The 11,850-nt window shown below is 67.3% G+C and carries 8 protein-coding genes; 1 reads left to right on the top strand and 7 read right to left on the bottom strand.

What is annotated here, in order from left to right; genetic code table 11:
- Positions 1–59: 59 nt before the first annotated feature.
- The 6 genes from J2X01_RS07690 to J2X01_RS07665 all read right to left on the bottom strand — a co-directional run bounded on the left by J2X01_RS07690 (position 60) and on the right by J2X01_RS07665 (position 9,642).
- A complete protein-coding gene (locus J2X01_RS07690; protein WP_310052565.1) occupies positions 60–548 on the bottom strand; it encodes a PTS sugar transporter subunit IIA in 489 nt (162 codons plus the stop codon).
- A 70-nt stretch (positions 549–618) separates the two neighbouring features.
- Complete coding sequence (locus J2X01_RS07685; protein WP_310052563.1) at positions 619–2,370, bottom strand: glycerol-3-phosphate dehydrogenase/oxidase; 1,752 nt, start codon at positions 2,368–2,370, stop codon at positions 619–621.
- Between the two features lie 73 nt (positions 2,371–2,443).
- Positions 2,444–3,580, bottom strand: a complete 1,137-nt coding sequence (locus tag J2X01_RS07680; RefSeq protein ID WP_310052560.1) for a GuaB3 family IMP dehydrogenase-related protein — start codon at positions 3,578–3,580, stop codon at positions 2,444–2,446.
- A 336-nt stretch (positions 3,581–3,916) separates the two neighbouring features.
- Positions 3,917–5,758, bottom strand: coding sequence for an ABC transporter ATP-binding protein (locus J2X01_RS07675; protein ID WP_310052557.1), 1,842 nt, complete (start codon positions 5,756–5,758; stop codon positions 3,917–3,919).
- 110 nt (positions 5,759–5,868) lie between these two features.
- Positions 5,869–7,380, bottom strand: a complete 1,512-nt coding sequence (guaB, locus tag J2X01_RS07670; RefSeq protein ID WP_310052554.1) for an IMP dehydrogenase — start codon at positions 7,378–7,380, stop codon at positions 5,869–5,871.
- Between the two features lie 180 nt (positions 7,381–7,560).
- Complete coding sequence (locus tag J2X01_RS07665; RefSeq protein WP_310052551.1) at positions 7,561–9,642, bottom strand: acyltransferase family protein; 2,082 nt, start codon at positions 9,640–9,642, stop codon at positions 7,561–7,563.
- Positions 9,643–9,800: 158 nt separating this feature from the next.
- Here J2X01_RS07665 and J2X01_RS07660 point away from each other — a divergent pair, with 158 nt between their 5' ends.
- The gene (locus J2X01_RS07660) at positions 9,801–10,769 is read left to right on the top strand and encodes a DUF389 domain-containing protein (RefSeq protein WP_310052547.1); all 969 of its coding nucleotides are present in this window, start codon (positions 9,801–9,803) and stop codon (positions 10,767–10,769) included.
- Here the strand turns inward: J2X01_RS07660 and J2X01_RS07655 are convergent.
- A complete protein-coding gene (locus J2X01_RS07655; protein WP_310052545.1) occupies positions 10,738–11,844 on the bottom strand; it encodes a flavin-containing monooxygenase in 1,107 nt (368 codons plus the stop codon). The two genes, J2X01_RS07660 and J2X01_RS07655, sit on opposite strands and share 32 nt — an antisense overlap.
- Positions 11,845–11,850 lie beyond the last annotated feature (6 nt).

Raw genomic sequence — 11,850 nt, 5'->3', positions numbered from 1 at the left:
AGGGGCAGCAGGGTCCCTGCGTGGCGACGGAGTCGACACGAAAGGGCCTGCCCCAATCTTCAGTGGTCGAAGAAGACCAGGCTGGAGTTGATGAGTTCCGCGATCACTTCAGGATCGTAGGCCCGGCGGAGCGATTCGCGGAACGATTCCTTCGACAGGGACCGGGCGAGGGTCGCCAGCACTTCGAGGTGCTCGGAAAAGGAACTGGCCGGGGTCGCGATCAGCAGGATCACGGTCGCGGGCCCGTCGGCGGCGCCGAAATCCAGCGCCCTGCCGTATTTCGTGACGCCGACGGCGATGGAGGTCCGGGAAACGAACTCACTGCGGGCATGGGGCAGGCCGATGCCGCCCGGCAGCCCGGTGGCCAGCTGGTGTTCCCGGGCGTTGACGTGCTTGAGGAAGCCCTCAAGGTCCGAAATGCGCCCGGCGGCGTGCATCCGTTCGGCCAACTGGGTGGCGGCGTCAATCTTGTCGGCGGCGTCCAGTTCGAGGATCACCATTCCGGGGGTGGTGAGCTCGGCGTCATACCGGTCCAATGGTTCCGCCAAGAGTCATCCCTTCGAAGTGGCGTCAGTGCGTCGGCAGGCCCGGGTCGGGGCTGCCGGCGGACGCTCCCGGTCAACGCAGCGGAACGATGTCCTCAACGCCCAATCGTGCAGCGTCAGCAGATTCGTCGTCCGGCTGTTCCTGGCTGAGCCGTTCCGCGTCGACCCGGGCCAGGTAATGCTTGATCTCGCCCTCGCGCTGCGCATCGCTCCAGCCGAGGACATCTCCCATCAGTTTAGCGACTACCGGTGCGGCGGATACACCGCGGTCCCAGGCCTCGATGGAAATCCGGGTCCGGCGGGTCAGCACGTCCTGGACGTGCCGGGCGCCCTCGTGGGTGGCGGCGTACACGGCTTCGGCGGCAAGGTAGTCGTCCGCGCCGGGCAGCGCCTCGCCCAGTTCCGGGTTCTCGGTGATGAGAGCCAGCACCTCCGGTGCCATCGCACCGTAACGGTTGAGCAGATGCTCGATCCGGGCCACATGGACCCCGGTTTCCTCGGCCATCCGGTTCCGTTTGTTCCATGCGGCCTTGAATCCGCTGGCGCCCAGCAACGGAATGGATTCCGTGCAGCTGGGCGGGACGCGTTCGTCCATGCTGCGGGTCGCCTCGTCGACGGCGTCCTTCGCCATGACCCGGTAGGTGGTCCATTTGCCGCCGGCCACCACGACGAGTCCGGGGACCGGGTGGGCCACGACGTGTTCGCGGGAAAGTTTGGCGGTGGAGTCGTTTTCGCCGGCCAGCAAGGGGCGCAGCCCGGCGTACACGCCCTCGACGTCCTCCCGGGTGAGCGGGCGTTTCAGCACCTTGTTCACATGTTCAAGGATGTAGTCGATGTCCTTGCTCGACGCGGCAGGGTGGGCCTTGTCGAGGTGCCAGTCGGTGTCGGTGGTGCCGATGATCCAGTGCCGGCCCCAGGGGATGACGAAGAGGACGGATTTCTCGGTCCGCAGGATCAGCCCCACGGTCGATTGGAAGCGGTCCCGCGGAACCACAAGGTGGATGCCCTTGGAGGCGCGGACCTTCAGTTGGCCCCGGTCAGTGACCATCGCCTGGGTTTCGTCGGTCCACACCCCGGTGGCGTTGATGACCTGTTTGGCTTTGATGTTGAAGCTGGAACCATCCTCGTGGTTGACCACTTTGGCACCCACCACGCGTTCGCCTTCCCGCACGAAGTCGACGACGGACATCTGGTTCACGGCGTGCGCCCCGTAGTACGCGGCGGTGCGGATCAGGTTGGCGGTGTACTTGGCGTCATCGACTTGGCCGTCGTAGTACCGGATGGATCCGACGAAGGCATCGTCCTTGAGGCTCGGCGCGGCCCGGAGCGTCCCCCGGCGGCTCAGGTGCTTGTGGAACGGCACGCCCCGGCGCTGTCCGGTGGAAATGGACATGGCGTCGTACAGGGCGATGCCGGCGCCGACGTAGGGCCGTTCGAGGAAAGGCTTGGTGAGCGGGTACAGGAAGGGCACCGGCCGGGCGAGGTGCGGGGCGAGTGCCGAGAGGATCAGCCCGCGTTCGTGCAGCGCCTCCTTCACCAGGGCGAAGTCGAGCATCTCCAGGTAGCGGAGGCCGCCGTGGATAAGTTTCGAAGAGCGGGAGGATGTACCCGCAGCCCAGTCGTTGGCCTCGACGATGCCGACGCTCAGGCCGCGCGTGACTGCGTCCAGGGCGGCGCCGGTGCCGACAATTCCGCCGCCGACAATCAGGATGTCCAGTTCCTTGCCCGGGTCCGTGGTGCCCCTGAGTACCGCAATTGAAGCTTCACGTTCCGCGGGCCCCAAGGCACCGCCGGCCCTGGGAGAACCGCCAGGATAACTGTTCATCTCACGCCTCCATCCGGATCAAAGCTCGTAGTGCACCACACTACTTCCAAGTTCTCCGGATGGGCAGGGGGCGTCAGTTGCCGGCGTACGGCGAAACGACGACGTCGACGCGCTGGAATTCCTTGAGGTCCGAGTAGCCGGTGGTCGCCATCGAACGGCGCAGTGCACCGATCAGGTTGGACGTTCCGTTGGTGTGGTGGCCGGGGCCGAAAAGGACCTCCTCGAGGGCTCCGACGGTACCGACGTTGACCCTGTCACCGCGGGGAAGTTCAAGGTGGTGTGCTTCCTGGCCCCAGTGCCAGCCCTTGCCAGGTGCCTCTGTGGCGCGGGCGAGGGCGCTGCCCAGCATGACGGCGTCGGCGCCCATGGCGATGGCCTTGACGATGTCGCCGGAGGATCCCATGCCGCCGTCGGCGATCACATGGACGTAGCGTCCGCCGGACTCATCCATGTAGTCGCGGCGGGCCGCGGCGACGTCGGAGATGGCGGAGGCCATGGGCGAGTGGATGCCGAGGGCGCGGCGGGTGGTGCTCGTGGCGCCGCCGCCGAAGCCGACCAGCACACCGGCGGCACCGGTGCGCATGAGGTGCAGGGCCGGGGTGTAGCCGGCGGCTCCGCCGACGATCACCGGGACGTCGAGTTCGTAGATGAACTGCTTAAGGTTCAGCGGCTCGTGGTCCTTGGAGACGTGCTCGGCCGAGACGGTGGTGCCGCGGATCACGAAGATGTCGACGCCGGCGGCCACGACGGTCTTGTAGTGCTCCTGGGTCCGCTGAGGCGTGAGCGAACCGGCAACCGTGACGCCCGCGGCGCGGATCTCCGCGAGCCGCGAGGTGATCAGCTCCGGCTGGATGGGGGCCCGGTAGAGCTCCTGCATGCGCCGCGTGACGGCGGGGCTGTTGGTTTCGTCCTGCAGGGCACCGATCTGGTCCAGTACGGCCTGCGGGTCCTCGTACCGGGTCCAGAGGCCCTCGAGGTCGAGAACACCGAGCCCGCCCAGACGGCCCAGGGCGATGACGGTTTCCGGCGACATGGCCGAGTCCATCGGCGCCGCGATGACCGGCATGTCGAACTTGTAGGCGTCGATCTGCCAGGCGACAGACACGTCCTTGGGGTCACGGGTACGTCGGTTGGGGACGATCGCAATGTCATCCAGGGAGTAGGCACGACGCCCACGCTTGCCACGGCCAATCTCAATCTCGTAAGTCACGTCCCCACTTTACTTGACCCTGACCTTGACCCGGCGTCAGGCCGCACCCCCGGGCCGCGGAGGGCGCGGCGGCGCGAGACTGTCACCTTGCGCTTCCTGGGTGTGGAGAACTCCTCGGTCAAAACCTACTTCTTCGTGGGCGACACCTCAGTGACGACCTCGTAGCATCAGGCCGGGCACCAGGAATAGGCATGCTCTCCCTTCCCGGGAGGACATGCCCATTCTTTATGCCCGCGAGTGGGCATAGCGGCACTTTGTCCACCGGACCTGGCTCGCGGAGGGCATGTCCCGCGGGTGGCTGACCGGGAGCAGAGGCTCCCGGCCCCGATCTGCCTCTCAGGCCCCTTCGGCCTCGTCCACGGCGAGCTGGGATTCGAACATGCGGAAGTAGCGGCCGCGCAGGGCCACGAGTTCCCTGTGGGTGCCCTGTTCCACGATCCGGCCGTCCTCGAGCATGTAGACGATGTCCGCCTTCTCGATCGTGGCGAGGCGGTGGCTGATGGCGATGAGGGTGCTGCTGCGGTCGGCGAAGAGCCGGGTGAAGATCCGGTGCTCCGCGAGGGCGTCGATGGCCGAGGTCGGCTCGTCCATGACCATGAAGGAGGCGTTGCGGTAAAAGTTCCGTGCCATCGCGAGCCGCTGCCACTGGCCGCCGGACAGCCCGCTCCCCTTCCGTCCGCGCGGATCCTCCATCCAGTTGCTCACGTGGTTGTCCAGCCCGTTGGGCAGTTTGTTGATGAATTCGAGGGCCTCGGCGTCGGCCGCGGCGCGGCGGATCCGCCCGTCGTCGCGCGGTACATCGACGTCGCCGAAGAAAATGTTCTCCGCCGCCGTGGCGAACTCGTACTTCAGGAATTCCTGGCTGAGCACCGCCAGATGGCGGTGCCAGGACTTCACGGCGACACCGGCGAGGTCGACGCCGTCGAGCAGCACCTGCCCGGTGTCCGGGCGGTAGAGCCCGGCCAGGATCCGGATCAGGGTGGACTTGCCGGCGCCGTTCTCCCCCACGATCGCGATGTGCTGGCCCCCGCGGATGGTCATCGAAATGCCCTTGATGACCTCCAGTTCGCTGCCCGTGTAGGTGAAGTGGATGTCCCGCAGCTCCACGGTCCGGGGCGCCTGCCGCAGCGGCGGGGCGTGGTCCGAGTGCACCGGCAGCGCCATGAACAGCTCGTAGTCCTTGAGGTTCGCGAGGTCCTCGTCGATCGAACTGAGCGAGGAAACGAGGCTGTTGGCGGTGGACAGCGCCCGGCTGACGATTTGCTGGACGTAGAGGAACTGCCCCACCGGCTGTGCCCGGGCGATGATCTGCCCGACCACCCAGATCAGCGACACGACCTCCGCGCCGTACTGCAGGGCGTCCGCGGCGAGCTGTTTGGGGATGTAGCGCTTCTGGAAATCCAGCCGCCGGCGTTCATCCGCGTCGCGCAGCCGGGAGCGGAGCTCCATGAGGTACCCGACGATCCCGTAGAGGCGCATCTCGGCGATGTGCTGGGGCCGCAGGAGGTTGGTCTCGATCATCCGCCGCTGCCGGCGGGAATCGATCTGGGTGTTCCAGTGCGCGATCTGCTCGCGGGAAAGCTTGAACTGCAGATAGACGCTGGGCACGATCGCCACCAGGACGATCACCGCGATCCACCAGCTGACCAGCAGCAGCGCACCGATCGCCAGGATCACCGAGACGAGCTGGGTGAAAATGGCCGCGATCCGGTCCAGGACCCGGGCATAGGAATCGGAGAAGCGCTTGGCCCGGTCGTACAGGTCCACCGTTTCCTTGTCGTCGTAACGCCAGAATTCCAGGGCCAGGAACCGCTCGTACATCAGGTCGCCGACGATCGCGCCGACCTTGAAGCTCATGAGCTGCTGGATGTACCGGTCCACGCTGCTGAACGCACCCCAGAACAACCCGAGCGCGGCCGTGATGATGACGTACACAACAGCCTGCTGCCCGGCCGCGGCGTCGCCGGCGTAGGCGGCCGCGAGGGCCGTGGTGGTCAGCGCGGCGAAGTAGGTGGTGACGAGCGGCAGCAGCGCCGAGATCAGCGAGCCCGCAACTTTCATCACGACGGCGGCAGGCGAGGCCCGGAAACTCACGCGGAGCACTTGCGCCACCGCGCGGGCGTACGGCCGCAGCGCCAGTTTGCGCTTCGGCTCACGGGCGGGCAGGAGTTCGGACATGCCTCCAGCCTAGGACACGGTCCTGCCCAACTAACTCGCAGCAGGGGCCGTTATGAGCGTCCAAAACGGCCCCTGCTGCGAGTCAGTTGGGTGAATGTGGCTGTGCGCGGTTAGCGCGAACCGTAGTTCGGTGCCTCCACCGTCATCTGGATGTCATGCGGGTGGGATTCCTTCAGCCCGGCCGCCGTGATCCGGACGAACTTCCCGCGGGCCTTCAGTTCCGGCACGGTCGGGGCACCGGTGTAGAACATGGTCTGGCGGAGGCCGCCGACCAGCTGGTAGGCAACCGAGGCCAGCGGGCCACGGTAGGCCACCCGGCCCTCGATGCCCTCCGGGATCAGCTTGTCATCGCCGGAGACGTCGGCCTGGAAGTAGCGGTCCTTGGAGTAGGAGGTGTTCTTGCCGCGGGTCTGCATGGCCCCGAGAGATCCCATGCCGCGGTATAGCTTGAACTGCTTGCCGTTGACGAAGATCAGGTCACCCGGGGACTCATCGCAGCCGGCCAGCAGGGAGCCGAGCATCACGGTGTCCGCGCCGGCAACCAGGGCCTTGCCGATGTCGCCCGAGTACTGCAGTCCGCCGTCGGCGATCAGCGGCACGCCGGCCGGGATTGCGGCCTTGGCGGACTCGTAGATGGCGGTGATCTGCGGGACGCCGACGCCGGCGACCACACGGGTGGTGCAGATCGACCCGGGACCCACCCCGACCTTGATGCCGTCGGCACCGGCGTCGATCAGCGCCTGGGCGCCTTCGCGGGTGGCGGCCTGGCCACCGATGATGTCCACGTGCGCCGCTGCCGGATCCGACTTCAGCCGGCGGATCATGTCCAGGACACCCTGGGAGTGGCCGTTGGCGGTGTCCACGAAGAGGGCGTCCACGCCGGCGTCGATCAGGGTCATGGCGCGCTCCCAGCCGTCACCGAAGAACCCGATGGCAGCGCCGACGCGCAGCCGGCCCTCCTCGTCCTTGGTGGCCAGCGGGTACTGCTCTGCCTTGGTGAAGTCCTTGGTCGTGATGAGGCCCTTGAGCCGGCCCTGGTCGTCAACGAGCGGGAGCTTTTCGATCTTGTTGGTCGCCAGCTTGTGCGAGGCTTCCTCACGGCTGATGCCGACGTGCCCCGTGACGAGGGGCATCTTGGTCATAACGTCGCTGACCAGGCGGATCGGGAAATCCGCTTCCGGCACGAAGCGGGTGTCGCGGTTCGTGACGATGCCCAGCAGCCTCATGCCCTCGTCGACGACGGGCAGGCCGGAGACCCGGTAGTGCGAGCAGATCTCGTCGAGTTCGGCCAGCGTGGCTTCCGGGCCGATGGTCAGCGGGTTGGTGATCATGCCCGATTCGCTGCGCTTGACCCGGTCCACCTGGTCCGCCTGGTCGGCGATGGAGAGGTTGCGGTGCACGACGCCGAGGCCGCCCTGGCGGGCCATGGCGATCGCCATCCGCGACTCGGTGACCGTGTCCATCGCGGCGGAGAGCAGCGGCGTCTGGACCGTGATGCGCTTGGAAATCCGGGAGGACGTGTCCGCTTCGGAGGGGATGACATCCGTGTGGCCGGGGAGCAGCAGCACGTCGTCGTACGTCAGTCCAATGAAGCCGAAGGGGTTGTGTTCGGGCTGGGTCATGAGTGCGCCTCTTACCTTGGTTCTGGGTTTCACGGGTAGGGGTTGCAACAGATGACCAGCCCGTCATTACGGGCATGGCCTGTGCAGAAGTGTTGAATAAATAGTAGAACCTTGGCGGCGATCCCCATATTCCGGGTCGCCAATGTGAGCAACGGCACCGCCCCGGGTGACACCGCCGCGTCACGTCCAGCCGGTCGCCGCCAGCAGTCGCTGTTCGAACATGGGGATCATGCTTTGGACATAAGTCTTGGTCAGATGGTTGTCGTCCTTGTACACGTACACGTTCCCGACGACGGCCGGGCAGATGCCGCCGGCGCAGATGAAGTCGCTCAGGTCCATCAGGTGCAGCCCCGGCACCTTCCCCCGGTATGCGTCCAGCGGCGAGGAGTCGGCCAGGGATTCGTGCAGCGGCACCTGGCACTTCGGGGCCTCGGGACCGTTCTTCTGGACGCATTCGGGCATGTTCATCGTGAAGCGCGGGTTGTCCCGGATGCCGACCACTTCCATGCCGGCGTCGGCGAAGGGTGTGATGCCTTCAAGGTAGTGCGGCACCTCCGTTTCGAACGGTGCGTCGATGTGGGTCAGCGAGGCCACGGTGAAGACGGCGTCGGGCCGGTGGTCCAGGACGTACTGCGCGCTGGCCTTGTTGAAGGCGTTGCACGCGGCGTCCCGGGCCGGGGACTCGCCGCCGAAGCGGCAGTTGCCCTTCAGCAGCGCAACGACCTCCCAGCCGTGGCTTCGGGCGATCGGCCCGAGCGCTGCCATGTACTGCTGGGCATGGGAATCGCCGAGCACAACGATGCGTTTGGTAACGGTGTCCGGGCGGCTGTTCTGCAGGCATCCCGCGAGCAGCGGATCGCCGGGCACGTTCCCGTCCGTGCAGAGCCCGTCGATGTCAGCCCACTCGTTTTTCATCGCGACCGGTGCCGGGATGATCTTCGCGGCCGGCGTCGGCCGGCCCGCATTCTCGGGCGACAGGGCGGCCGCGCCGGGAGTCAGTTCCTTCGGCTGCGCCGCGGCGACGGCCTCGTCCGCCATCAGCTGGCTCTGCCACACCGACACCGGGCCGGCCAGCAGCATGCCGCAGGCTGCGATCACTACGGCGGTACGCCAGACCCGGCGCTGCGGCCAGTGCCACTCGCGCAGCGGCTTCTCCACGAACCGGGTGGTCAGCACGGCCAGCACGATCGAGGCCGCGACAATCGCCAGGCCCTGGACCAGGTTCGGGCCGGCGACGCCCATCCCGGCGAGGCCAAGCACCAGCAACGGCCAGTGCCACAGGTACAGGGCGTAGGAATTGTCCCCGAGGGCCACGAGTGGCCTCCAGCTCAGGAACCGGTCGACGCCGAAGCGGCTCCCGCTCTGACCGGCCACGATGATGGCCGCCGCGGCCACCGTCGGCCACAGCGCAATGAAGCCGGGAAAGGAGCGGTCCACTGTGAGCAGGAGACCGCAGGAGAGCATCGCGGCGAAACCGGTCCAGCCGAGGGCAACGCGCAGCATTTTGCCCGGCCTGAGGTGCGGCAGCGCAATCGCCAGCAGCGAGCCGAGAGCGAATTCCCATAGCCTGGTGCGGGTGTCGAAATAGGCGTAGGACTGGTTCGTGGCAGTCTGCCCGATGGAGAACACGAGCGACACAACGAAGATCGCGCCGAACGCCGCGGCCAGCAGGGCGGGATAGCCCACCCGGTGCCCCCAGGGGGTCCGGCGGCGCAGGAACCGCCGCAGCAGGGCGGCCCCGGCAAAAATGAGCGGCCACAGCACGAAGACCTGGCCCTGGATGGACAGCGACCAGAAGTGCTGCAGCGGGCTGGCACCTGAGTGGTCCTGCGCGTAGTAGTCCACGGCAGAGTCCGCCAGTAGCCAGTTCTGCCGGTACAGCAGCGACGCCCAGGCCTGGTCCAGCACGTCCGGCCAGCGGTTCTCCGGCAGGATCGCGCGGGTTCCGGCCAGCACGCCGAGGATCACCACCACGACGGCGGGCAGCAGCCGCTTGAGCAGGTGGAGCCAGTGGCCCAGGAGGCGCAGGGGCTTGCCGCCCTCGACCTTGCGGGCGAAGCTGAGGGTCATCAGGAACGCCGAGATCAGCAGGAAGATGTCGACCCCGCCGGAGACCCGCCCGAGCCACACGTGGTAGGTGACCACCATAAGGACCGCGAGCGCCCGGAGGCCCTGGACTTCGGGCCGGTAGCCCGGTTTGGAGCGCGTTTGGGCACCCGGCTCCGCGGTCTGCGGGGTGGCTGCGTTTCGCTCGTTCGACACTCGTGACCCTCCAGGCCGGATTCCAAAGCATCAATGTTACCGAGCTGTAATTTTTCTGGCGAATCATGGCGGTGTCCGGAGCCGTCCGGCTGCCGCCTGGCCGCCGCTTCGCCGCCGTCCCGGGCGCTACCCTGTAACGAGCCAGAGGAGGCCGCATCGTGATCGCACAGCTGCGCATTTGTGTCCCGCCGGAATTGTCCGCCGCCGTGCTGGACTGCTGCCGCGGCCAGCTTGGCGTCGCGGAAGTTTCCCGCCAGCCTGGTGCTGCCGTCCTTCCCGCCGGGGACATCATCCACGTCCTGCTGGCACGGGAGTCAGTGGAGCGGCTGGTGGAGGAACTCCAGGCCCTGAACGTCCAGCAGAACGGTTCGATCTCGGTCTTCATGCCGGAGCTGGTGCTCTCCGACCGGGCGGACAAGGCCACCGCCGAGGCCCCCGGCGAAGGCGCAGACGCCGTGATCTGGGACGAGGTGTCCCGGCAGACGGGCGAGGACTCGCGGCTCACATGGAGCTATCTGGCCTTCCTGATTCTCGCGACCCAGCTGGCCGCCATCGGGATTGTCACGGATTCGACCATCGCCATTGTCGGGGCCATGGCGGTGGGGCCGGAGTTCGGCCCCCTCGCGGCCCTGGCCGTGGCACTCGTGCGGCGGCAGTGGCAGCTGGGCCGCCGCGCGGCCCTGGCGCTCGGCATCGGCTTTCCCGTCGCCATGCTGGCGGCGGCCTTCACGGCGTGGTTGTCCGTGCCGCTGGGTCTTTTTCCCGCCGACGTGCTCGACGGCGGATCCGCGGTCGAGTTCATTTACCACCCCGGACCCTATTCGCTGATCGTGGCCGTGCTGGCCGGGACCGCGGGGATGCTGTCGGTGATCAGCCGGCGGTCGGCTGCGCTGATCGGTGTCTTCATCTCCGTGACGACAGTCCCGGCCGCAGGCTTCGTGGCTGTGGCGCTGGTCCTGGGCGAGTACCAGAAGGCGGCCGGCTCGGCCCTGCAGCTGGGACTGAACCTGGTGGGGATCGTGGCGGCCGCGGTTGCCGTGCTGCTCTTCTACCGGCTGGTCACCAAACGCCTGCCCGAAGCCACCGCCCGGCGACTCAGGTGGCAGCGGACAAGGACTCGCGGGTGACGGGAACGGGGATCCGTCCGGCCAGGTAGCGGGCATCACGGCACGTGCCCGGAAGGGTGGCCGACAGCGCCGCGTACATGAACTCCTGGCCCAGGAAGAACAGCCCGGGGGAACTGGGCGCCACGCCACGATGCTGTCTGGGCAGTCCGCCGTCGTCGAGGAGTGCCGGATCAATCCAGCTGAAGTCCTCCCGGAAACCGGTGCACCAGATCACGTTCGAAACCTCCAGCCGGGTCCCGTCCGCGAGGACCGGAAGCCCGTTCTCCACCCCGGCGACGCGCGGCGCGAGCCGCACGCCGGCAGCGGCCAGATCCTTGGACTTGGTCCGGATCAGGGGCGCGGCGTGTGCTTTGAAGGCCGGCGCCACTTTGCGGCCGACGGGCGTGTTGAGAGTGAGCACGTGGATCCCGACGAACCGCACGACCGGCAGGGCGTATCGTGCCGCCGTCCTGCCATGTTTCACCGGAATCTCACCGCCGGGCCTACCGGCCACGATCGTGGGGTGGCTCCGGGACACTTCGAGGGCAATCTCCGCTCCCGAGTTCCCCAGCCCGACGATCAGGACAGGGCCTTCCTGGAGCTGCTGAGGGTTCCGATATGCACTGGAATGGAACTGGACAATGGTGGCTGCCAGTTCCGCGGCGAAACCCGGCACTTTGGGCGTCTGGCTGGATCCGGTGGCCACGACGACGTTGTGCGCCTTCCATTGGCGGCCGTTGGCGGCGGCGACGAAGCGGTCCTCCTCCCGCCACAGGTGTTCCACCCGGACTCCGGTGAGGACGGGCAGCTCGAATCTTGCCGCGTAGCCCTCGAGGTATCCGGCCAGGTCATCCTTGCTGGGGAAGGACAATGGATCCGCCGGGAACCGGGCGCCGGGGAGTCCGTCGTACTTTGCGGGCGTAAACAGCCGGAGCGACTCCCACCGCTGGCGCCAAGCGTCGCCGATCCGCGGATGTGCATCCAGGATCAGGAACGTCCGGTGTTGCTCTTTCAGGTAGTGGCCGATGGCAAGGCCTGCCTGCCCGCCACCGATGATCATGGTGTCCAGCGTGCCGGTCACGCCGTTGTTGTTCATGACTGC

Source organism: Arthrobacter ginsengisoli (assembly GCF_031456935.1).
In the GTDB taxonomy this organism is placed as follows: domain Bacteria; phylum Actinomycetota; class Actinomycetes; order Actinomycetales; family Micrococcaceae; genus Arthrobacter; species Arthrobacter ginsengisoli.
The sequence above is the reverse complement of the archived record's forward strand: the minus strand, read 5'-3'. Positions and strand labels throughout refer to the sequence as shown.